Origin of the sequence: uncultured Anaerofustis sp., from assembly GCF_938029165.1 — a bacterium.
Classification (GTDB): Bacteria; Bacillota; Clostridia; order Eubacteriales; family Anaerofustaceae; genus Anaerofustis.
In genome coordinates this window covers 393,113-416,077 of the sequence record NZ_CALHFB010000039.1, presented here as the reverse complement: position 1 = coordinate 416,077, position 22,965 = coordinate 393,113, and the positions used below count along the sequence as shown (strand labels likewise).

Annotated in this window: 21 protein-coding genes; 9 read left to right on the top strand and 12 right to left on the bottom strand. The window is 30.3% G+C overall.

Annotated elements, in window-relative coordinates:
- Positions 1-62 precede the first annotated feature (62 nt).
- Together Q0516_RS06735 and Q0516_RS06730 are read left to right on the top strand one after the other, a co-directional pair.
- Entirely contained in the window at positions 63-257 is a 195-nt protein-coding gene (locus Q0516_RS06735) for a hypothetical protein (protein ID WP_007050201.1), read from the top strand.
- Between the two features lie 230 nt (positions 258-487).
- Entirely contained in the window at positions 488-1,387 is a 900-nt protein-coding gene (locus Q0516_RS06730; RefSeq protein WP_257479629.1) for a DMT family transporter, read from the top strand.
- 9 nt (positions 1,388-1,396) lie between these two features.
- Here Q0516_RS06730 and Q0516_RS06725 read toward each other — a convergent pair whose 3' ends face one another.
- Genes Q0516_RS06725 through hslO form a run of 6 tightly spaced genes read right to left on the bottom strand, consistent with a single transcriptional unit; the run spans position 1,397 to position 6,007 of the window.
- Positions 1,397-2,224 (bottom strand): hypothetical protein, encoded by an 828-nt coding sequence (locus Q0516_RS06725; RefSeq protein ID WP_294464743.1) that lies wholly within the window; start codon positions 2,222-2,224, stop codon positions 1,397-1,399.
- Positions 2,225-2,254: 30 nt separating this feature from the next.
- A complete protein-coding gene (locus tag Q0516_RS06720; protein ID WP_294464742.1) occupies positions 2,255-2,824 on the bottom strand; it encodes a thymidine kinase in 570 nt (189 codons plus the stop codon).
- Between the two features lie 14 nt (positions 2,825-2,838).
- The gene (locus Q0516_RS06715) at positions 2,839-3,654 is read right to left on the bottom strand and encodes a hypothetical protein (RefSeq protein ID WP_294464741.1); all 816 of its coding nucleotides are present in this window, start codon (positions 3,652-3,654) and stop codon (positions 2,839-2,841) included.
- A gap of 13 nt (positions 3,655-3,667) precedes the next feature.
- Entirely contained in the window at positions 3,668-4,255 is a 588-nt protein-coding gene (locus Q0516_RS06710; RefSeq protein WP_294464740.1) for a hypothetical protein, read from the bottom strand.
- Between the two features lie 48 nt (positions 4,256-4,303).
- Positions 4,304-5,128, bottom strand: a complete 825-nt coding sequence (locus Q0516_RS06705) for a PHP domain-containing protein (RefSeq protein WP_294464739.1) — start codon at positions 5,126-5,128, stop codon at positions 4,304-4,306.
- Between the two features lie 3 nt (positions 5,129-5,131).
- Positions 5,132-6,007, bottom strand: a complete 876-nt coding sequence (hslO, locus tag Q0516_RS06700; protein WP_294464737.1) for an Hsp33 family molecular chaperone HslO — start codon at positions 6,005-6,007, stop codon at positions 5,132-5,134.
- A gap of 156 nt (positions 6,008-6,163) precedes the next feature.
- Between hslO and Q0516_RS06695 the strand changes: the two genes are divergently transcribed.
- Together Q0516_RS06695 and Q0516_RS06690 are read left to right on the top strand one after the other, a co-directional pair.
- A complete protein-coding gene (locus tag Q0516_RS06695; RefSeq protein ID WP_294464735.1) occupies positions 6,164-7,165 on the top strand; it encodes a membrane dipeptidase in 1,002 nt (333 codons plus the stop codon).
- Between the two features lie 76 nt (positions 7,166-7,241).
- Positions 7,242-9,899 (top strand): right-handed parallel beta-helix repeat-containing protein, encoded by a 2,658-nt coding sequence (locus Q0516_RS06690; protein ID WP_294464732.1) that lies wholly within the window; start codon positions 7,242-7,244, stop codon positions 9,897-9,899.
- A gap of 35 nt (positions 9,900-9,934) precedes the next feature.
- Here Q0516_RS06690 and Q0516_RS06685 read toward each other — a convergent pair whose 3' ends face one another.
- The 4 genes from Q0516_RS06685 to ftsE are packed head-to-tail and all read right to left on the bottom strand — an operon-like array spanning position 9,935 to position 13,978.
- Positions 9,935-11,083 carry a peptidoglycan DD-metalloendopeptidase family protein gene (locus tag Q0516_RS06685; protein WP_294464730.1) on the bottom strand — a complete coding sequence of 383 codons (1,149 nt, stop codon included), beginning with the start codon at positions 11,081-11,083 and terminating at the stop codon, positions 9,935-9,937.
- A gap of 41 nt (positions 11,084-11,124) precedes the next feature.
- A complete protein-coding gene (locus Q0516_RS06680; protein ID WP_294464728.1) occupies positions 11,125-12,390 on the bottom strand; it encodes a murein hydrolase activator EnvC in 1,266 nt (421 codons plus the stop codon).
- 9 nt (positions 12,391-12,399) lie between these two features.
- Entirely contained in the window at positions 12,400-13,281 is an 882-nt protein-coding gene (ftsX, locus tag Q0516_RS06675; RefSeq protein WP_294464726.1) for a permease-like cell division protein FtsX, read from the bottom strand.
- A 16-nt stretch (positions 13,282-13,297) separates the two neighbouring features.
- Positions 13,298-13,978: a cell division ATP-binding protein FtsE gene (gene ftsE / locus Q0516_RS06670; protein ID WP_007050189.1), complete on the bottom strand. Its 681-nt coding sequence runs from the start codon at positions 13,976-13,978 to the stop codon at positions 13,298-13,300.
- 383 nt (positions 13,979-14,361) lie between these two features.
- Here ftsE and Q0516_RS06665 point away from each other — a divergent pair, with 383 nt between their 5' ends.
- The 3 genes from Q0516_RS06665 to Q0516_RS06655 all read left to right on the top strand — a co-directional run bounded on the left by Q0516_RS06665 (position 14,362) and on the right by Q0516_RS06655 (position 17,570).
- The gene (locus Q0516_RS06665) at positions 14,362-15,063 is read left to right on the top strand and encodes a response regulator transcription factor (RefSeq protein ID WP_257479641.1); all 702 of its coding nucleotides are present in this window, start codon (positions 14,362-14,364) and stop codon (positions 15,061-15,063) included.
- Entirely contained in the window at positions 15,038-17,056 is a 2,019-nt protein-coding gene (locus tag Q0516_RS06660) for a HAMP domain-containing sensor histidine kinase (protein ID WP_294464707.1), read from the top strand. Before Q0516_RS06665 ends, Q0516_RS06660 begins: the two co-directional genes overlap by 26 nt.
- A gap of 124 nt (positions 17,057-17,180) precedes the next feature.
- On the top strand, positions 17,181-17,570 hold the full coding sequence (locus tag Q0516_RS06655; protein ID WP_294464705.1) for a hypothetical protein: 390 nt from the start codon (positions 17,181-17,183) through the stop codon (positions 17,568-17,570).
- A 50-nt stretch (positions 17,571-17,620) separates the two neighbouring features.
- Here the strand turns inward: Q0516_RS06655 and Q0516_RS06650 are convergent, their stop codons facing one another.
- Positions 17,621-18,382 carry an SDR family oxidoreductase gene (locus Q0516_RS06650; protein ID WP_294464702.1) on the bottom strand — a complete coding sequence of 254 codons (762 nt, stop codon included), beginning with the start codon at positions 18,380-18,382 and terminating at the stop codon, positions 17,621-17,623.
- 145 nt (positions 18,383-18,527) lie between these two features.
- Positions 18,528-19,193: a Crp/Fnr family transcriptional regulator gene (locus Q0516_RS06645; RefSeq protein WP_294464700.1), complete on the bottom strand. Its 666-nt coding sequence runs from the start codon at positions 19,191-19,193 to the stop codon at positions 18,528-18,530.
- A gap of 144 nt (positions 19,194-19,337) precedes the next feature.
- Here Q0516_RS06645 and trxA point away from each other — a divergent pair, with 144 nt between their 5' ends.
- A complete protein-coding gene (trxA, locus tag Q0516_RS06640) occupies positions 19,338-19,652 on the top strand; it encodes a thioredoxin (protein WP_294464697.1) in 315 nt (104 codons plus the stop codon).
- Between the two features lie 373 nt (positions 19,653-20,025).
- Complete coding sequence (gene uvrA, locus Q0516_RS06635; RefSeq protein ID WP_294464694.1) at positions 20,026-22,836, top strand: excinuclease ABC subunit UvrA; 2,811 nt, start codon at positions 20,026-20,028, stop codon at positions 22,834-22,836.
- The last annotated feature ends 129 nt before the right edge of the window (positions 22,837-22,965 follow it).

Below are 22,965 nucleotides of genomic sequence, written 5' to 3'. Positions count from 1 at the left end.
CTTTTTACACCAAGTTATTATATCATATAACTTGTTTAATTTAAATAAATCGGGAGTATGACATGAAAACTAAATTTAATGAACTCAAAGTCAGTAATGATAAATACGATGTTTATGTAACACAAAAAGTGTTTTTCGGATATACCTTAAAAAAATTTTTAAAGGGAACCTTTTATGACATAGTTCAGAAAATAGATATTAACGAAAATCTTTCAAATGAAGAATTAGAACAAATTGCATATGGAATGTTGGATTAAACAGAGTTTATCTCTGTTTTTTTTATTTTTATTATCGGTATTTCAAAAAAAGTTTTGGTTTGAATTTTATTAATAGATATTATAATAAAATTTAAGGGGTTTAAAACTCCTTTTTTGTATATTAAGTGTAAGAAATTTTCTATAAATAAGTCTAATATTATATATTTTTTAATACCACTGTTTATAAAAAGCTTTGTATAAAGAGAGCTTGATATTCATATACTATTTTTATGGATAATAAGAAAAAAGGATACTTAGCAACTTTACTCATGAGTCTGATCATGGGTATGCAATATATTTTTATCAAAGATTTAGTGAAACTTTCAAATAATAATGTATTTTTAGTATTAAGCTCAAGATTTTTTGTAGCTTTTATAGTAATGCTTATTATATTTCTTATAAAGAAAAGACCGATCGATTTATCTTTTAAACATAAAGAAATGTTTAAATTATCTTTTTATAATCCCGTTGTTAATTTTTCCTTTCAGACTATCGGAGTTATGATGTGTCCTGTCACTACGGTGAGTGTCCTTATAGCTTTGATACCGATAGCAAATGTTATAGTAAGTTATTTTATGCTGCACGAAAAGCTTACCATCAAGCAGGCTTCCTGTATGGCATTATGTATCGCGGGAACTCTTATAGCCAGTGTGTCTTCTTCCGTTAATAATAATTATCATTTTGCTGTAGTAGGTGCAGCTTTGATAATAATGTCTATATTCTCAAGAGCAATATATCAGGGAAAATTCAAACAAATAGGAGAAGATGTAGATTTGGATGATGTTTGCTTTTATCAAATATATTATGGGTTTATAATATTTTTGATTATATTACTTGTATTTATGTTTCTTTCTCCTACTCATCAGATAATAACTGTAATAAGTAATATTGATTTTATTTATGGGATTTTGTATCTTGCACTGCTTGCGACTATTGCAGTATTTTATTTAAATAATTTTGCTGTGAAAAATATAAGTGTTATAAGTGTGGGGCTTATGAATAATGTTACTGTTTTAGTTTCAACACTTGCGGGAATAATTTTTTTATCAGAGACCTTTAGCTATATCCAGGGCATAGGACTTATTATGATATTAATAGGCAGTTTACTGTATTATCACACTAAAAAATAAAAGAAGCAATTATGCTTCTTTTTTTAATATTACTTTTCTGATGTTGTCTATGGTATTCTTATGTTTTGTTTTTCTTACTTCTTCACCGAATGCGTAATTTTTTATGATTTCTAAGTCTCTATAATTGTCGTCTTCCGGTATAAATATATCTTTGTTTAATATCATAAAATTTGCATAATAATTTTCTTTTATGAGCCCCATATCATTTAAATGGTTAGCTTCTTTTGCTTCGATGTATAATTCCTTTTTTATTGCAAGGTACGGATACATGTTTTCTTCTATTGATTTTTTCACTTTATTTAGTGGGTCTAAATCTGGAAAATGTTCTGCTGCCTTTATAATAGTATCATTATTAATTATTCTTCTGCTTGATTTCTTTTTTAGATATTTAATGGTACTGTTATGGATCAAATACTCATTTACTCTGTTATTGACACTTTCGGAGTAATTATCTTCTTTCAAGATGATCGTGCTGATACCCTTATTAAGTAAATAATCGTTACCTTCGGATAATATTTGTTTTTGAGTCCTATTATCTAAATTGCCGAAATATACTTTGGCTTCTCCCAAAGTGTTGAACTTCAAATATTTATTATATTTAAATAAAAGAAGAGGAAGCATATAGACGTCTTTTACAATAAATGAAGGTATTACAGTTTGATTATAAAGATTAATCATATTACCTACATCATTTTTTAAATCTATTTCATCCTCTACATAATTTTGTTTATATAACTTTACTATTTTCCCATCTTTTATTAACATACTTCTGTATATATCATATGGATTTTCAAAAGTATGGATATTCCCATTATAAACCAGGACGTCAAAGTACATGGACTTCCTCCTTAATATTAATATGTACGTTTATAATTTGGGATTTCCATAACACTTTCTGCAAACCGGTATGTAGTTTTGATTATCTCCGATTTGAATTTGTTTACCTGAATAATTGGGTTTGCCATCGATTATCCTTAAATTCATTGTAGCTTTTTTATTGCAAAACCAGCAGACTGTCTTTATTTCTTCGATTTTGTCTGCATAAATAAGAAGGTTGATACTTCCTTCGAATAAGTTGTTTTGTGAGTCATTTTTCAGTCCGTAGACTATGACCGGGATATCCATGTAATCTACGATTTGAGTAAGATCGAGAACATGCTGTCCTGTTAAAAATTGTCCTTCGTCGATGACGATGCAGTGTATTTCATCTTCCTGCATTTGCACTATTTGTTTAAAATCCGTATCTTCATTGAAAGTCATAGCTTCTCTTTTTAAACCTATTCTTGAACCTACAAATCCTTCTCCGTATCGGTTTTCAAGTTCTGAAGTAAAGATTAATACGTTTTTACCTTGTTCTTCATAGTTATGAGCTATTTTTAATACTTCTATTGATTTTCCCGCATTCATCGTTGAATATCTAAAGTATAATTGTGCCATTGTTTTCTCCGTTTTTAAATGTTTATATCATTGAATATTTCATATTTTGTATAATCAAAATCAATTGCTTTTGCATTTATTCTTTTTGCTAATATATTATATTCCTTGTCAATATCCAAATCATTTAAAGATTGTCTTACTTTATCTTCTCCTATGGATAAATCTATTACATTTTGGATATATTTTTGATAATTTATATTATTGCTATCTTTAAATTTTTTTAAATAAGAATTATTAGAAGTTATTATGTTTCCTGATGAATCTTTTTTTGTATATGATATTTTACTTATCACATTATTTTCATAAGTGACCTTTAGGGTTGCATCATATCCGTTTTTATCATATTTATAGTTCTGAGCTGTATATGTTGTTGCAAAATCAACATAACTGATATTATTTTTACCATTTTTTATGCTCTTTAAACCTTCTGTTAGTAATTCATTATATATTTTATAAACATCTTCATAGTTTTGGTTGGTATTTTTTATTTTATCTTGATTTTGAAGAACGGCAGTATTTAAAGTTTTAATATAAAACCATGTTTCATTATTATTGTTGTCACTTAAATATAACTTTCCGTTACTAGATATATAATTAAAATATATACCGGTTATTATTTTATTTTTGACAATAAGCTTCATATAAGGAGCTTTTGAATCATTATCGAATTTTTTTGCAAATATATAATAATTTCCGTCTACATACTCATGTTTTATTTTAAAATCTTTTATTTTACCGCTGTCACTGTCATTTACATTATCTTTGCCGCATGCAGTAAACATTCCTATAGTTAATATGAGAACAAGTATTATAGAAATAAGTTTTTTCATCTTATATCCTTATTTAAAAGAAATATATATATCTTTCTTTACTTTCTAAAAACATTTCTTCGTATTCACCCATAATATCGCTTGAAAATAATTCTATTGCGTCAATTATCTCATCATGACTTCTTAGTATGAGCGGTGGAGACAATGTATACTTTTTATTTACATATATCCCCGAAACATCAAGGAATTCAACCTCGTCCGGATTTGTAACTTCAACGTTCTCTTTGTTTATATTATCAAGTTCTTTCTTTACAGCCTTAGCCAAGGAAATCGAAGCATCTCTCGGGCTTAGTTTTTTTAAATCATAGCCGCTTGCCATTTCAAAGAATAAATCATTAAATACCTTTTCACATTCTTCTTTTGAATAATCAAAGTCATTTAATTCTTCTTCCCATATAGTATTTTTAAGCCATAAGCCTAAAAATACTTCAAGGGGATTAAATTCTTTATCTTTTCTTGCAATATATATATTTACCCCGCTCCCGTATCCTTCATTTGAAATATATGTTATTCTTTTTATCTTAAGTTTATTTGCTTTCATAAATGAAGAAACAATAATTTCTTTGTTTTCTTCTAATTTTGCTAATTCTCCTAATAACATAATCGTCTCCTTTTTTTATATTATTTTTATTATAGTATAGTTTTTTTATTATTTTGTCATATTTTTATGAAAATTTATTATTTTGTATAAATACTTATCGGTTAAATAAGCACTTGCGATTTTATTTTTGCCTTTTGTCTTTAATCCGTGAAAATCGCTTCCTCCGCTAATCAAAAGATTTCTTTCGATAGCTAAATTATAAAAATATTGTCTTTGTTCATTTGAGTGCTTTGGGTAAAAGACTTCTATCCCGTTTAGTCCATAATCCAATATCTCGTTGTAGTCATTAATATCTTTTATCAATCCGGGATGAGCCAAGAAGCTTATTCCTCCCGCATTTTTAATCAGTTCTATAGCTTCGGGGATCGTAACTTTTTCATTCTTAACAAAGCAAGGCATATCATCACCGATGTACTTAATAAATGCTTCCTCAGTATTTTTTACATATTTAAGCCTTACCATTTCTCTTGCGATATGCATTCTGCCTATCGATGCATCATCAGTATCTTTTTTTATATCATCATAATTGATTATTATATTTTCTTTATTATTTAACTTTTCTATTATTTCTCTTGCTCTGTTTTTTCGTTTGTTTCTTAAATATGTTAATTTGTTATTTAATCCTTCGTTTTTATTGTCTATAAAATATCCTAAGATATGAACACTTTTATTTTTATATGTCGTAGAGAATTCTATTCCTTTAATTATATTTATATCGTAATTATCTTTGAAATTTTCAAAGGCTCCTATTGTGTCATGGTCGGTAATAGCCAGTGTATCTACCCCTCTAGACTTACACATGGGTATAAGTTCGTCTATGGTGTTTGCTCCGTCAGACATTATTGTATGAACATGTAAATCTGCTTTAGCCATTTATTACGCCTCGTTTATTAAGTTTAAGAGTTCTTGTTCATCTAAGTGATATTCTTTGCCGCAGAAATGACATTTTAAAGTAATACCATGATCTTCTTTTAGTATTTTTAATAGCTCGTCTTTCCCAAGTGCCAAAACCACTTTTTCTATTTTTTTCTTTGAACAGTTACACTTATAAACAACATCTTTTTTATCTGTAAATTCAATTTCACTGTCATCAAATATATATTTTATTATGTCTTCAGGATCTTTACCCTCGTTTAAAAGTGCTGTCATGTATTTTAAGCCTTTTATTTTATCTTCCAAATATTCTATGTCTTCTTCCTTTGCATCCGGCAGAAGCTGTATGATAAGTCCTCCCGCTTCTTTTACAAAGAAGTCTTTATTATCTAACAGTACACCTAGTGAAACAACGCTGGGCGTTTGTTCGCTCATTGCAAAGTAGTAGGTGTAATCTTCTGCGATCTCTCCGCTGACTAATTTTGTCTCTCCTACATATGGGTCTCTAAGTCCGATATCTTTGATTACTTTGAGAGTCCCGTTTCCCACTATTTTCTTTACATCCAGTTTTCCTATATCATTCAAATAAATTTCCGTATTGGGATTTATTATATCGCATTTTACTTCGCCTTTTAAATTTGCCGTTACTGTTACCTTTTTTATTTCTCCGTCACAGTCAATAATGCTTGTTACCATGTCACTGTCATTTTTCATTGTATATCCGATAAGTGCCGTAGCCATTAAGCTTCTTCCCGCGCAAGCTGTTGCATTGGGGCTTGAATTATGAATTTTTCTCATTTCTTCGACTGTATCTTTTGCCGTTATAACAAAAAATATAATAGGTTTATTTTTAAGATTTCCTCTGATCATATAGTCCATTTTATTTTCACCTCGTTTAAGTAAGTATACTATGTTTATCTTTTTTTTTCAATTTATGTTTTATATTAGCATGGATTTTATGTATTATAATAAGGGGCGCGAAATCTGCATAGCAGGCGTAGTGCCCCGAAGATTTTAAGGATTTGAGGATTTATAATGAAACTAATAGATTTGCACTGTGATACATTTTCTAGAATGTATGAAGAAAATATTTTAAATGTAGAAAATAATGATTTACATATAGATTTAAATAAGCTTAGAAAGGCTGATTCTTATCTTCAGGTCTTTGCCTTATTTGATAATAAAGATAAAACCGATTATAAGTTAGAAGAATTTAATAAGCTTATAGAGTTTGCATTTGATTTAATAGATAAAAACAAAGAAAATTATAATTTAATAAAAAAATATGATGATATCAAAGATAACGGTAAACAAAATATTTTGATTTCCGTGGAAGATATGGGAAGTGTTGATGGAGATTTTAAAAATATAAAATTTTATTACGACAGAGGTATTCGTATAGGTACTCTTACATGGAATTATGAAAATGCACTTGGATTTCCAAATACTATGGATAGTTCTCTCGGTCTTAAGAGGTTTGGGAAAGAAGCGGTAGAATACATGAATGAGCTGGGAATGATAGTGGATGTTTCTCACTTAAATGACGGGGGATTTTATGACGTCTATGATATAAGTACAAAACCTTTTATTGCTTCGCATTCATGTTCTCGTGAGTTATGTAATCATTCAAGAAATTTAAAAGATGATATGATTAGAATAATTGCGGATAAAGGAGGGGTTATTGGTATAAACTTTTATAGTTTATTCTTAAATGAACATATTCAGGGTTCAACAAAAGAAGAAGTCGAGTTTTTAATAGAAAATAAAAATTATAAAAAACTGGATGAAATAATAAATAAGCAAATAAGTAAAAATGATGATATAATAAAACATTTATCTTATATAAGAAATGTAGGCGGAAGTGATGTATTGGCTTTTGGCAGCGATTTTGATGGTATTAGTTGTAAACTTGAGATGGGGGATATATCAGGGCTTCCAGTATTGATTTCACTGCTTGAAAAAGCTGGTTTCAAAGATAAAGAGATAGAAAAACTATACTATAAAAATGCACTTAGATTATTTAGTGATTGTTTATGATTTTAATTGATTTAATATTTTATTTGCGTAAACTATGATATACTTATTTATATTGATGAAGTGAGAGGAAAAAATTATGAAAAAAAGGCCAATTCTAATAATAGTTAGTTTTATTTTCGTATTTGCTCTTTCCATGTTTTTACATATTGATGAACGTGGAATCACTGCAAATATGAATAGTGTAAATGCTGCAACATATAAAATCAAAGCATCTACAAAGCCATGTAATAAAAAATATAGGAAATATAGTACATATAACAAAAAGACTAAAAATTATTATACTATACGTTCCTATTTGGAAAAGCTAGAGAAAAAGGGCGGCGGAACTTTAATATTAAAAAAAGGTACTTATACGATCACTAATGTACTATATGTTCCTTCAAAGGTAACAATTAAATTGTCAAATGGTACATATTTGAAAAAAAGTATGAGTACCGGAACAAAAAAATTAAAACCTTCAAGTACCATGTTCCAGTTGGTAAATCCTAAAAAAGCAAATAAGAAGAATTCTGCGAAAAAATATAGCGGAGCTAAAAAAATAAATATAATAGGATCAGGAAAATCAACAATAGGTTTAGGGTATTCTACATCGAATGCTATTGTTTCAGGTCATAATGATAAAGTTAAAATATCCGGAATTACTTTTAAGTATTTGAGGAATGGGTCTTTCATTCAATTAAGCGGTTCAAGTAATGTTACAATAGAAAAATGTAAATTTTATTATCATAAGACATCAAGCACAAGATCTAAATCGGCAATAACTATTGATTCTCCCGATAGTAAATTGGATAAAGCAAGCTTTAAATGGATGAAGAGAGATAATACTCCTTGTAAAAATATAATCATAAAAAATAATGGATTTTATAAATTAGAGAGAGCTATTGCTTCTATTAAATTCTCCAAAGGTAAATATCATAGTAATATACAAATTATGAATAATAAAATAAAAAATATTGATAAGGATTCAATTGTTGCAATTAATTGGTATAAACCTAGCATAAGAGGAAATAAATTTGAATCGCTAGGTCAAGGTTCAAAAATAACATCCTCTAATATAACAAGAGCAATTTCTTTCCTTGGAGTAACAGAGCCTACGGTTAATGGAAATTCATTTAAAAAACTTGCTAGAACGATACAGTTTTCAAGGTGGAGAAATAATACTTCTAAAGTTGCCAAATCTTATGGTATAACAAAAAATAGTATATCTTCGGCTAAACTGAAAGATATTTTAAATAATAATAAAGTTTATGGTTCTGTTGTTGAACATTTTATTAGATATAATAAAATTTATAATAATACCGATTCTAAAGATTATTATTTTGTAGATAAGTCTAATAATTTTACAATCACAACCGGAACTTCTCCGTATAAGCACGCTTATATGACAAATCCAAATTATAATAAGTATACAAAAACTTATTGTGTATTTAAATCTTATATGGATCAATTGGAACGAGCCGGAGGCGGAACCCTATATGTTTCAAGCGGAACTTATACAATAACAAATGTAGTTCCTATACCTTCTAATGTTAAAATAATTTTAAAAGATGGTGCAAAAATTGTAAAGGGTAATTATACCGGTACAAAAAGCATGAAACCTTCCGGATATATGTTTGTTTTTGCAAAACCTAGTACATTTGAAAGTGCTTCTTGTAAAGATTACGATGGAGTTTCGAATTCAAGTATTTATGCACAAAACAAAGGTAAAGCCTATATTAATATGAATAAAGTAACTGGTTGTGGAATTGTTCTTGCTCATAATCAGAATTGTAAGGTTGAAAACATTACATTCTATAATAAAGCCGGTGGTCATTATATTGAAGCCGATGCCAGTAAAAATTGTTTAATTCAGAATAATATATTTAAAGATGGCAGTGCTGTAGGTAAAGAGGCAATTAATTTAGATACACCGGATAAAATTACAGGAGGATTTACCGGTTCATGGTCTAGTCTTGATAAGACTGCAAATTATAACTTAAAAATATTAAATAACAACTTTTCAAATATGACTGTTGCAATTGGAACACATTCTTATTCTTATGGTCATCCTCATGAAAATGTTCTTATTGACGGAAATACTTTTAGTAATATTACTGAAAGAGTTATTCAGCCTATGAATTGGAAAAATACTACTATATCAAATAATAAATTTGATTGTTCTACTTCTGTCGGAACTATATATGTAAGAGGAGCTAATAACTTAAATATATTAAATAATACATTTAATATATCTAAAGATGCGAAAATATATAATTTTAGATGTGCATATCATAGTAGTGACAGCTTAACCAAAAATAAAGTTAAACCTGTAAAGAATTCTATTACTGAAGAAAATAAAGATAATATTATGAATAATAACACATATAAAGGTTCTTATGATTTTTATGTGAGAATTTATAATACTTATAAATGGAATGGAAAAGCATATGAAAATGGTGATATGACAGAACGATGGAACATTGATACAAAGGCATTTGATACTTTGTCTATTAGGAGTAAAAAAACAGAAAGCTATATTAATAACGAAGATTTAAAAGATATCAATACTAAGGAAAAGGATGTTGTTATTACTCCAAAAAATAATAAAAAATTTCTGGATAATTCTAAAAAAGATAAAAACTTAGAAAATAATGATAACAATATAGTTTCAGATGATGCTGATAATTATTTAAATAACGAAAGTGATAATATAGATGATTTAAAAAACAATACGAAAATAAACACTATAGAGTAAATAAAAAAGAGCCTTTATAAAGGCTCTTTTTTATTTTATAACCAATTTCTTGGATTTTGTGTTACGCCGTCAGCATGAACTTCAAAGTGACAATGCGGACCTGTAGAATATCCGGTACTGCCTCCGTATGCTACTGTTTGTCCTCTTCTGACCTTTTGTCCAACCGATACTCTTACACTTGAGTTATGTCCTAATAAAATAGTTACATGTTTTCCTTTTATCAGTCCTGCATCTATCCCTACTGCATAACCATATCCGCCGTACCAACCAGCTATAGTAACTCTGCCGTTTGCAGGTGCGACAACGCTGTCTCCGTAACTTAATCCGATATCCATTCCCGCATGGTATTTATATACTCCAGATATAGGATGATACCTGTAACCTTGTTCGCTGGTTACATAATAATTTCCCGGTGTAGGCCAACCTAACGAACCGTTTCCCGTATTGTATACTTCATTTGTTGAGGAACCGCTTTGAGATGCTAATTTATTGCTAAGTTCATTTTGTTCCGCTTCAAGTTTTTCAACTTCTTTTTTTAGGTCTTTAATATCGCCTTTTACATTTGCAAGCTGTGCATTTTTAGCTATTTTTAATGTATCTAAATCATCTTTATTTGAATTTAATTTAGAAATTAAATCTTCTAATTCTTTTTTTTCTTTTGCGATCTTATCTGTTTTTGTTTGTATTTGTTTTTCAACATCTTGAAGTTTTTTTACTATATTTTGATCATAGCTTACAAGTTCCTGGACAGTTATTACCTTGCTTATCAAATCAGAGAAATTTTCTGAAGAAAAAATCAAATCAAGATATCCGGTGTCTCCGTACATATACATGACTTCCATTCTTTCTTTTAAAAGATCTTGATATTTTTTTCTTTCTTCTTTGGCTTTTTTTAGTTCTTTTTTTGCTTTTTCTAAAGATTTTTCCACTTTCGATTTATTGGATTCTTGTTCTTCTATTTTCTTTTCTAGTTTTTCAATTTTTGTATCATAGCTTTCTATTTGATTAGATAAATCATCTGCTTTACTTTTTGAACTATCAAGACTATCTTTTTTGTCTTCAAGTTTATTTTCTACATCTTTTAATTTTTGTTTAGTACTTTTTGCTGTTACGGTACTTTGCGTGAGGGGTAGGGTAAAAACACAAATAAACACTAATATTAATGATAGTATTCTTTTTTTCATTTTACTCTCCTGTCATTTTCAATAAATTTTTTATTTTTGTGCTAAATATTTACATAATTTAATGGATCTACAGCATATCCGTTTTTATATACTGCAAAATGTAAATGCGGACCGGTGGAGATCCCTGTACTTCCGCTGTAGGAAACAACCTGGCCTCTTTTTACTTTTTGTCCTGTTGATACCTTTAGAGAACTGTTATGAGCCAACAGTACCGTTATATGATCCCCGTTTATGTTACCGCAGTCTATAGATACCGCATATCCATATCCTCCGTTCCATCCGGAATAAGTGACTTTTCCGTTTGCGGGAGCTCTTACTGGAGTTCCCGTACTTACACCTATATCAACTGCTCCATGGTTTGTGCTGGCACCTGCGGTCGGTTGGTCTCTATGACCAAAATAACTGGTTATGTTATAATGTCCAGGAACCGGCCATGAAAGAACACCGTCTTTACTGCTTGAACTTGAGCCTCCGCCGGAACTGCTTCCCCCTGTATTGCCGCCGGAATTCCCGTTTCCTTTATCTTTATCCTTGTCATCCTTATCTTTTGAACTGTCATTTCCATTATTGTAATTTACATTGGTTGAGGCTGCACTTTGTGCCGCTATCTTACTGTCCAAATCGGATTTTTCTTTTTCCAGACTAGCTATTTGCTTCTTTAAATCGTCAATTGTACCATTTATATTTTTTAATTCTGAGTTTTTTGCGATTTTTAAGGTATTTAAATCGTCTTTATTTTTAGCTAAACTTTTTATAGTAGTATCAAGCTCTTTTTTGCTACTGGATATTTTAGTAGTTTTAGTTTTAATATCATTTTCTGTATCTTGTAATTTAGATATAATATTTCGGTCATAGCTTACTAAAGACTGAACTGTTATTATTTTACTGATTAAATCAGAGAAATCGGTTGAGGAAAATATCAAATCAAGATAACCCATGTTTCCGTACATATACATGGTCTCCATTCTCTCTTTTAATGCATCTTGATATTTTTTTCTTTTCTCTTTTGCATCTTTTAATTCTTCTTTAGTTCTAATTAAATCTTTCTCTAATGTTGATTGCTTTTTTTCTTGTGCGCTGATGGTATTTGACAACTCAGATATTTTGCTGTCAACATCTTTGATTTCTCTGGATAAATTATCCGAAGTGTTTTTTTCATTATTTAAATTGTTTTTTTTACTGTCTATTTTACTTTTGACGTCGTTTAACTTTTCTTTATCTGTCTTTGCATTTACAGTATTAAATGTAAATGGGGTTGTGAATACAAATGATAATACTAATAAAATTGATACTATTTTTTTATTCATGGCTGTTACCTATACATCTAAGAATTTCCTAATCGAGAAAGCACTTCCTGCTGCACCTATGATTATTCCGTAAACGATAAATAATAATGTTACTTGTCCCATTATTATTCCCGGAGGTGCTATTCCGCTTCCTAGAGGAAGTCCCGTTCCTCCGCCTTGAATAAATCCGATTACATAGTAGTAAATATTTCTTATTATTAGGATAGATACGCTGGAACCCAAAAGTCCGAGGATACTTCCTTCTATTAAAAATGGGAATCTTATAAAACAGTCCGTGGCACCTACGTATTTCATAACCGTAATGTCATTTCTTCTTGCATAAACAGTTAATTTAATGGTGTTATAAATGATAAATATACTCACTATACTTAGAACTATAAATATCACTATACAAACCACACTGGCCATATCGTTAAATTTAAGAAGGTTATCAACAACTTCTTCGCCGTAAACGACATCTTTTACTCCTGAAATATCCTTTGAGTAAGAATACATGTCTTTTAGCTTTGTAGAATCAGTTACTTTAACTATGTAAGATTCTGGAAGAGGATTGTTTTTCCCTTCATATCCGTTTAATAAATAGGATTTATCTCCAAAATCCTGTTTGAAATTTGTAAGAGCATCGTTTTTAGATTCATAAGTTACACTTTTACATAAACTATTTTTTTCTATATTTGTTTTTACACTATCTTTTTGTGCTTGGGTCAGTCCGTCATTAAGATAAACTTTAAGCTCTAAATTGTTTTCAATTTCACCTGTCATAAAGTTTAAATTTAATGCAAAAACGAGGAATACTCCGATAATGATAAGTGCGGCGACTACTGATAAAACAGATGCTACACTCATCAAAGAGTTTCTTTTGATATTTTGAAAAGAGTCTCTTATGAACACCTTTATAGTTGATAATTTAATTGTTATATCCTCCTTTTCTGTCTCCGATTATTTTTCCGTCTTTTAAAAGCACTACTCTTCTTTGCATAGCATCGACTATTGTTTTATCGTGTGTTGCTATAAGTAAAGTAGTTCCTCTTCTGTTAATGTCATGAAGAAGTTTCATTATCCCTATTGAGGTATGAGGGTCTAAGTTACCGGTAGGTTCATCGCATATAAGTATCTTTGGATTATTTATGATACTTCTTGCAATGGCTACTCTCTGCTGTTCCCCCCCTGATAATTGATTGGGATATTTTCTAGCTTTATCTTTAAGTCCAACCATTTTTAAAACATTTGGGACCCTTTTATGTATTTTATCGGGTTTATGCTGCATAACTTCCATTGCAAAAGCAACATTTTCGTATACAGTCCTGTTTTCCAGAAGTCTGTAATCTTGAAATACTACGCCTACATGCCTTCTTAAAAATGGGACTTGTTTGTTCGTTAAGTTGTTTAAATCATATCCCGCAACGGAGATGTCTCCGTAAGTTGGAGATATTTCTTTTAATATAAGTTTTAAAAGTGACGATTTTCCGGCTCCGCTTTTTCCGACAATAAATAAAAACTCGCCCTTATCAACATTTAAATTAATGTCTTTAAGTGCAGCTTCTTCTCCGCCTTCATATATTAATGATACATTATTTAAAGTAATCATACTTACTCCTATTCTAAATTTAAATAAATACTAAAAATACACATCTAAATATTACACTTTTAATATATTAATAAATAATTAAATAAATTTAGATGTTTTATTAAAACATTATAGCATATTTTGTCGTATTATCAATTATTTTGTCATTTTTTAATAATAGACAGCATCCATTTTATGGCATATATAGTTATATTTTCAAAAATATTAAAGAAAAGGAACAATATGTTGAAGGTTAAGTGATGATTATGTGGATTTATGGTTTTAAGTGGAAATCAAATAAAATTTTATTATGATATAATATTAATGAAATATTAATAATTTCCATAAAGAATATTAAATATTATGGTTTATAATTTATTCAACACTTAATTAGGGGGAAGACCATGGGTAAATATAATATATTAGTAGTAGACGACGATAAAGAAATTGTAAAAGCAATAAATATATATCTTTCCAATGAGGGATACAACATATATGAAGCTTATGACGGATATGAAGCATTAGGTATTTTAGAGAAGGAAGAAATCCATTTAATAGTACTAGATATAATGATGCCTAAATTAGATGGGATAGCAACCATTACCAAGGTTAGGGAAAAGCAAAATGTTCCTGTTATATTCTTGTCCGCAAAATCCGAGGATACCGATAAAATAATAGGACTAAATATCGGCGCCGATGATTATGTTACCAAGCCTTTTAATCCTTTGGAACTTATTGCAAGGGTTAAGTCTTTGATTAGAAGATATACGATACTCGGCAATATGAGTGAAATGGAAGCTGATAATATATTGACCACCGGTGGGCTCAGCTTGAATGAAGATACTACAGAGGTAACTGTTGACGGAGAAGAGGTAAAGCTTACCAGCACGGAATTTAAGATACTTAAGCTTTTAATGTCCAGACCTAATAAAGTGTTTTCCATGGAGGAAATATATGAAAAAGTTTGGGGAGAACTTTCTTATATGACAGATAATACTGTAGCTGTACATGTTAGGCATATAAGAGAAAAGATAGAAATCGATCCTAAAAATCCAAAATATTTAAAGGTGGTGTGGGGAATTGGATATAAAATTGAAAAACATTAAGGGAAATAAAAGTTTACTTAACCATATACTTTTGATAATAGCAATATTTATTACATTTAGTTTTGTAGTTAATAACGGCAATAAAGTCATTTTAAATAAATCTTATCAAATGTTTGGTAATCATGCTTATCTTACTTCTTCCGACTATGGATACAAGTTAGATGAAATACATGCTTACTTAAATAATGCTTTATACAGAGAATATAAAGAAGTACATGATAATAATCCGAAGGCGGATCTATTTAAGAGTGTTGCCGATATGTCTCCAAAACTTAGAGGTGAGCTTAAGGCAAACGTTATAGGCAGTTACGGACCTGAAGTATCCTACTATATAATGGATAATAATACCGATGTAGGCTATACGAACTCAGGTGTCAGGACAGAAAAAGAATTTGAAAAAGAATATAAAAAGGAAGGTTATACTTTTATTAGTACGAGAAGCAATGTGACAAACACATATGTGAACGGAAATAAAGAATTATTAAATGTGTCTTATAACCTTACAAATAATTTTGATATGTATGATGACAATAATTCTTTTCTTCAAACTAAAATACTTCCGCCGACGGTACTTGTAGCTGTGAATCATGACTTTACATCCGGAGGTTATTTCAAGGAAAGCTATGAGGCTTATAAATCAGATGGAGTATGGTCTACTTTAGGCTTTATTTTTTCCTCTATATTATTATTATATCTATTGATTATAATAAAAAAGAAATATGGAATAAAAGATTCTCTAGAAGTAATAGGACAAATATTTAATAAAGTATTCCTGGAAATAAAATTATTTGTAGCTTATTTTATATATAATAATTTTTATAGCATAAATGGCACGATAACTGCAATATTATTTGTTTTTTGTCTATACTGTGCTGCAATGTATGATAATGAAAATTTATTAAATGTATCTGTATATAAAAAGGTTATGGATATATATAAAAGTAATCAGGTCTTCAAACCATTTAGTAAAAAGGTACAGTCGAGAATGGTCAACGGGATTACAAGGTGTGTTGTTTCCGGCGGAATATTGATGTTTTCTTTTCTACTGTTGGCTATGGGATTATCGGGACCGTACGAGCAATTATATGCAGTAGTAATTGTAGCTTCTTTTATATATTTGATGTACTCGATATTTAGATTATATTCGTCTTCAATAAAGAGTGTAAAAGATATAGAAGATGTATATAACTATACGGAAACGCTTGGACTAGGGCACTTCAATGAAAATATTTATTTAAGTGAAAACAGTTATTTTAAAGAAATAGAATATAATTTGAATGCACTTAACGACCACATAAAAGAAGCAGTAGAAGAACAAGTGAAAAGTGAAAAAATGAAGAGTGAACTGGTAACTAATGTTTCACATGATTTAAAGACACCTCTTACATCTATCATTAATTATGTTGATTTAATGAAGAGGGAAGATATAAAGCCGGAAATTGCAAAGGAATATCTTGAAATACTCGATAGTAAATCTCAAAAATTAAAAAAATTGGTAGAGGATATATTTGATATTTCAAAGGCAACGAGCGGAAATATAGATTTGCATAATACAAATATCAATTTAAAAAGCTTGATTAATCAAAGCATAAGTGAGTTTAGTGACAGTATAAATGAAAATAATCTTGAAGTTAGAGTAAATGTGGATGATGATGTTTATATTTATGCCGACGGAGAAAGGCTTGGAAGAGTACTTGAAAATCTAATTCAAAATGCGGTGAAATATTCACTCAAAGGAACAAGGATATATATAGACTTGGATAAAGACGACCCGAGTATAACGATAAGTAATATATCTAATTATGAGATGGACTTTTCCAGTGAAGAAATTTTAACCAGATTTGCAAGAGCGGATAAAGCCAGAGATCTTGAAGGTTTTGGGTTGGGGCTTTCTATAGTTCAAAGTTTTACCGGCTTGATGGGAATTGACTTTAGTGTCACGATAGATAAAGATTTATTTAAAGCAAGGCTGGATTTTAAAAATAATAAATAAGATAAAAACGACATCAAATTAATGATGTCGTTTTTTATTGGATAGTAATAATGATTTATATTTATTGTAATTTGTTTAAATATGTTATAATCTCTTTATATATTATAATTTTAAGAGGTCAGTAGTGAATAAGTTTTTATTTGTAGTTTTATTTGTAGTCGCGTCATTAGGGATTGCATTTATAAAAATCAAAGAATATTATTTATATAAAATATGCACTAAAAGTACTTATGCTAAAATACTTTCCATTAAATCATCTTATGGAAATAACAGGAAAATTGCAGGTGCTGTTTTAACATATAAAGTAGATGAAAAATTTATTAATGCAAAAAGCAGTTTAGACGTAAACAGTGAAATGGTAAAGAAAGATGATGTTATAGAAATTTTATATAATCCAAGAAAACCAAGACAAAATGTGTGCTTTAAAAGAGAACTCCAAACTTCAAGATTATCTTTAATGATTCCATTATGGCTAGTGACATTGATAGCCTTAATAGTTTCTTTTATTATATAAAATATATAAAAATAAAAAGCGGATAATGCTCCGCTTTTTTCTTATATTTTTTATTTTGCGTAAGTCCTCGCTCCGTCCATTAGTATTACTTCTCCGCTTATATATGACGCCATTTCACTTGAAAGGAATGCTGTCATATAAGCTACATCTTCAGGTTCTCCAAGCCTTCCCACCGGTACTGTAGCAATTTTTTTCTTTAACATTTCATCATCGAATTTATTTAACATTTCTGTTTTAATAAGCGAAATCGCAAGTGTATTGCATCTAATATTTTCAGGTCCGTACTGTACTGCCATATATCTTGTAAGACCTAATAATCCTGCTTTTGAAGCTGAGTATTGCGGTCCTCCGCCCATTCCCGAATACATTGCAGAAGAGCCTATATTTATGATACTTCCGCCCCCTGCTTCTTTAAGAAGGTCCAAACCTCCTGCCATGATAGAATAAAATGAACCATATAAATTTGATTTTAATACAGTATCTAGATATTCCGGAGTAAGTTCGTCTATCTCTACGACTTTTGAACCTCCGGCATTGTTTATTATTATATCTAATTTACCAAACTTTTCTTTAATATTATTTAAAGTTTCTTTCATTTGGTCAAAGTTGCCGACATCGCATTTATAACAGTAAGCTTCTCTACCTAAAGCTTCTATTTCCTTTACTACTTCATTTGCTGCTTCATCTCTTGATAAATATGTGAATGCAACGTCTGCTCCGCACTCGGCAAGTGCAAGACAAATAGCTTTTCCTACACCTCTGCTGCCTCCTGTAAGAAATGCTTTCTTTCCCGTTAAGTCAATTTTTAACATAATTATTTCTCCTTAAACTTTGTATATTCTATAAATAAAGTTTATCATAACTTAAATATAATGTAAATTAAGATTTATCTAAAAAATGCGGGCACTACGCCTGCTGAAGCAGATTTCGCGCCCGCTGTTCTTACTATAAAATTAATTAATTTGAAAGCTTTATAAGTTCATCTTCATTTATTATTTCTATCCCGCCTCTGAATAGTTTTATGATATCGTTACTTTCAAAGTGTTTAAGCATCCTGCTTACCACTTCTCTCGCACTTCCCAAGTGATTTGCTATTTCTTCATGTGTCATTTTTATTTTATCTTTTTCGTCCCTATGGAAAAGTAAAAATTCCGCCAGTCTTGAATCGAATTTTTTAAATAATACCTGCTCCAAAATCCACATTACATCCGATAATCTTGAAGACATAATGCTATTAACATACTTTGACATTTCAATGTAATTATTAGCTATATCTTTATATATGTGTGTAGGTAAAATAGCTGCTTTTGTTTCCTCCATTGCTTCTATGAATATGTCAAACGTTATGTCTTTCATCACGCATGAAGCGGACATCAAACATATATCATTATCCATTAAATAATATAAACTGAGCTCTCTTCCTGTCTCCGATATCATGTAGGCCCTGAGCTTACCGCTTAAAATAAATATTAGTCCCGTGCATGTCACGGAGTTGTCGTGAACAGTTTCCCTTTTTTTAAATGTTTTAAATTTTAATTCTTTTAGTATTGTTTCCTGGCATTCATTTTTAAGACTATCCCAAAACGGGAGAAAATCTTTCATATTGAAGTTATCATCATTCATATTTTTACCGCCTTATTATATATTCTATAATTATTATTCTTATTTGTCCATTATGACTTTATATTTTCTTATGTGACTTTGTCACAGTCTTTTATTTTTTATTTGAATATAATATAAACAAATAACAGGAAAGAGGTAAGGAAAATGAGTGTAATAGATTTAACAAATAAAACCTTCAAGGAAGAGATAAATGATAATAGATTGGTGATAGTTGATTTTTGGGCTCCTTGGTGCGGACCATGCAGTGCTTTTTCTCCGGTAATAGATGAAGTGGCAGAAGATAGAAATGATATAAAAGTATGCAAGGTCAACGTAGATGATGAAAGAATGCTTGCAATGAAGAATAAAGTAATGTCTATCCCAACATTATTAATGTATAAAGACGGAAAGCAAGTAAAAAGAACACAAGGTGCAATGACAAAACAAGAACTTTTAGAAGTTATTGACCAAGTACAATAAATAAAATATAAACCTTTAAAATTAAATTGTTTAAAAAAGAGCGAAAGCTCTTTTTTATTATCATTAATATGTAAGTCTGGTTGACTGCATATTTAAGTTATGATATTTTACTGTATAATATAAAGGATTTATGATTTATTAAAGGAACAAATAGCCGAAAAAATATAAATTTATTGTAAATGTAAGATGTTTATTGAGTTTTTAAAATGTAACATAATAAAGTTTTAGAAGATGAAAAGAAAGATCATGTAAATTTTCTTTTTTGTTAAAAATATCTAAGGTATATTATGTAAAACCGAACAAATTTTCTAAAAATTTGTTGTTATTTTAAAAAATTTGTGATAATATCATATTAATGTTTAAGGAGGATATTATGACAGACAAAATTGTTATAAGAGGTGCCAGAGAAAACAACCTTAAAAATATAGATTTAACTATACCGAGAGACAAGCTTATTGTATTTACCGGACTGTCAGGTTCGGGGAAATCTTCTCTTGCTTTTGATACCATATATGCAGAAGGACAGAGAAGGTATGTAGAAAGTCTTTCTGCATATGCGAGAATGTTTTTGGGTCAAACAAATAAACCCGACGTAGATAATATTGAAGGGCTAAGTCCGTCTATTTCCATAGATCAGAAGACTACAAACCGTAATCCACGTTCCACTGTTGGAACGGTAACGGAAATATATGACTACTTCAGATTGTTATTTGCGAGAATAGGAACACCTTATTGTCCTAAATGCGGTAAGAAAATAGAAAGCCAGAGTATAGATACTATAATTGATGATATTTTATCTATGGAAGAGGGTACTAAAATACAAATATTAGCTCCCGTTATAAGAGGAGAAAAGGGGACTCAAAAGAATTTTCTTACTCATTTAAAGAAGGAAGGTTATCTTAGAGTATTTATAGACGGAGGGCTTTATGACCTTGATGATGAAATAAAACTTCCCAAGAATAAGAAGCATGATATAAGCGTTGTAATAGACAGGCTTAAAGTAAGGGATAAAATAAAATCAAGACTTAATGATTCCGTCGAGACAGCATTAAACTTAAGTGACGGATTGGTCATATGCAAAACCGATGATGAAGAAAAATTGTACTCGGAAAAATTTGCCTGCATGGACTGTGGTATCGCAATGGATAAGCCCGAACCGAGAAGCTTTTCATTCAACTCACCTTTTGGTATGTGTATGGAATGTAACGGGATAGGTTATCATCAAACCATCGATCCCGAACTTGTTATTCCCGACAGAAGTATTTCCATAAACGAAGGTGCTCTTTCCAATTTTGTAAGCAGTGACGACAGCACTTACTATTCTGTAATTGTCAAAACTTTGGTAGAAAAATATAATTTCTCTATGGATAAACCGCTTAATGAAGCAAGCGACGAATTTATGGAGGCTCTTCTTTACGGAGATAAGGATAAAATCAAAATCGGATTTAATTCTCATTTCGGAGGGTACAAGGAAAGAGAAATCGTATTTGAAGGAATAGTAAATAATTTAGAAAGAAGATACTTTGAAAGCAGCAGTGAGTATGTAAAGGCTAAGTTTAGTAAATTTTTGTCTAATATTACTTGTAATGCATGTAAAGGAAAAAGACTTAATGACAATTCTTTGAGTGTAAAGATCAATGGAGTCAATATTATTGAGCTTACGGAGATGTCTATAAGAGACTGTAAAAAGTTCATTGATAATCTTGTTTTAAATGAAAATGAAGCTAAAATAGCGGAACTTGTCCTTAGGGAGATAAAATCAAGGCTTGGTTTTTTAAATGATGTTGGACTAAGTTATCTTACTTTGGACAGAGCTGCTTCTACGTTATCCGGAGGAGAAAGCCAGAGAATAAGACTTGCCACTCAAATAGGTTCTAAGCTTACCGGAGTACTTTATGTTTTGGATGAACCCAGTATAGGGCTTCATCAACGAGACAATGAGATGTTACTTAATACACTAAGAGAGCTTACGGATATAGGTAATACAGTTATCGTAGTAGAGCACGATGAAGATACAATGAGAGAAGCGGATCATATAGTAGATATAGGTCCGGGCGCAGGTATTCATGGCGGAGAAGTTATAGCAAACGGCCCTTTGGAAGAAATAATAGATAACAAAAATTCTATAACTGCCGATTATTTGTCAGGCAGGAAAAAAATAGACGTTCCAAAAGAAAGGCAGAAAGGCAACGGACAGTATCTTGAAATAATCGGAGCTAAAGAAAATAATTTAAAGAATATTGATGTAAAATTTGAGCTTGGGAATATGACTTGCGTTACAGGAGTTTCCGGATCGGGAAAAAGTACGTTAATAAATGAAATATTATTTAAGGCTCTTAGAAAGAAGCTTTTGGGTTCTGTAGAAAAACCCGGAAAACATAAAGAAATAAGAGGCTGGGAAAACCTTGATAAGATAATAGATATAGACCAGTCGCCTATAGGGCGTACTCCGAGATCCAATCCTGCTACTTATACCGGAATGTTCGATCTTATAAGAGATGTTTTTGCTTCGACAAATGAAGCAAAAATGAGAGGATATAAGAAAGGTCGTTTCAGCTTTAATGTAAAAGGTGGAAGATGTGAGCATTGTAAGGGAGATGGTATAATAAAAATAGAAATGCATTTCCTTCCTGATGTTTATGTTCCTTGTGAAGTTTGTAAAGGACACAGATATAATGATGAAACTCTCCAAATAAAATACAAGGGCAAAAATATTGCAGAAGTACTTGATATGAGTGTTGAAGAAGCCTTGACATTCTTTGAAAATATTCCTTCAATTAAATCCAAAGTACAGACTTTATATGATGTGGGACTTGGATATATTAAACTGGGACAGCCTTCTACGACCCTTTCCGGCGGAGAAGCTCAAAGGATCAAACTTGCAACGTATCTTTCAAAAAGACAGACGGGCAAGACTTTATATATTTTGGATGAACCCACTACGGGGCTTCATATGGAGGATGTAAAGAAGCTTCTTGAAGTACTGTACAGATTAAGAGAAGGCGGAAATACCATACTCATAATAGAACATAATTTAGATGTCATAAAATGTGCAGACTATTTGATTGATTTAGGTCCCGAAGGAGGAGACGGCGGCGGAACCGTGATTGCAACGGGTACTCCGGAAGAAGTTGCCAAGGTCAAAAAAAGTTACACAGGACAGTTTTTGAAGAAAATATTATAAATAAAATATAATAATGAAAAGCACTCTAAATAATTAGGGTGTTTTTTATTTCGGGGCACTACGCCTGCTTCGCAGATTCCGCGCCCCTGTTTCTCTATAAAGATATGATTTTTTATGCGGATTAATATA

Excerpts from the sequence above, each read along its gene's own strand:
- Q0516_RS06735 (WP_007050201.1), top strand. The coding sequence starts at position 63 with ATGAAAACTAAATTTAATGAACTCAAAGTCAGTAATGATAAATACGAT.
- Q0516_RS06730 (WP_257479629.1), top strand. The coding sequence starts at position 488 with ATGGATAATAAGAAAAAAGGATACTTAGCAACTTTACTCATGAGTCTG.
- Q0516_RS06725 (WP_294464743.1), bottom strand. The coding sequence starts at position 2,224 with ATGTACTTTGACGTCCTGGTTTATAATGGGAATATCCATACTTTTGAA.
- Q0516_RS06720 (WP_294464742.1), bottom strand. The coding sequence starts at position 2,824 with ATGGCACAATTATACTTTAGATATTCAACGATGAATGCGGGAAAATCA.
- Q0516_RS06715 (WP_294464741.1), bottom strand. The coding sequence starts at position 3,654 with ATGAAAAAACTTATTTCTATAATACTTGTTCTCATATTAACTATAGGA.
- Q0516_RS06710 (WP_294464740.1), bottom strand. The coding sequence starts at position 4,255 with ATGTTATTAGGAGAATTAGCAAAATTAGAAGAAAACAAAGAAATTATT.
- Q0516_RS06705 (WP_294464739.1), bottom strand. The coding sequence starts at position 5,128 with ATGGCTAAAGCAGATTTACATGTTCATACAATAATGTCTGACGGAGCA.
- hslO (WP_294464737.1), bottom strand. The coding sequence starts at position 6,007 with ATGGACTATATGATCAGAGGAAATCTTAAAAATAAACCTATTATATTT.
- Q0516_RS06695 (WP_294464735.1), top strand. The coding sequence starts at position 6,164 with ATGAAACTAATAGATTTGCACTGTGATACATTTTCTAGAATGTATGAA.
- Q0516_RS06690 (WP_294464732.1), top strand. The coding sequence starts at position 7,242 with ATGAAAAAAAGGCCAATTCTAATAATAGTTAGTTTTATTTTCGTATTT.
- Q0516_RS06685 (WP_294464730.1), bottom strand. The coding sequence starts at position 11,083 with ATGAAAAAAAGAATACTATCATTAATATTAGTGTTTATTTGTGTTTTT.
- Q0516_RS06680 (WP_294464728.1), bottom strand. The coding sequence starts at position 12,390 with ATGAATAAAAAAATAGTATCAATTTTATTAGTATTATCATTTGTATTC.
- ftsE (WP_007050189.1), bottom strand. The coding sequence starts at position 13,978 with ATGATTACTTTAAATAATGTATCATTAATATATGAAGGCGGAGAAGAA.
- Q0516_RS06665 (WP_257479641.1), top strand. The coding sequence starts at position 14,362 with ATGGGTAAATATAATATATTAGTAGTAGACGACGATAAAGAAATTGTA.
- Q0516_RS06650 (WP_294464702.1), bottom strand. The coding sequence starts at position 18,382 with ATGTTAAAAATTGACTTAACGGGAAAGAAAGCATTTCTTACAGGAGGC.
- Q0516_RS06645 (WP_294464700.1), bottom strand. The coding sequence starts at position 19,193 with ATGAATGATGATAACTTCAATATGAAAGATTTTCTCCCGTTTTGGGAT.
- trxA (WP_294464697.1), top strand. The coding sequence starts at position 19,338 with ATGAGTGTAATAGATTTAACAAATAAAACCTTCAAGGAAGAGATAAAT.
- uvrA (WP_294464694.1), top strand. The coding sequence starts at position 20,026 with ATGACAGACAAAATTGTTATAAGAGGTGCCAGAGAAAACAACCTTAAA.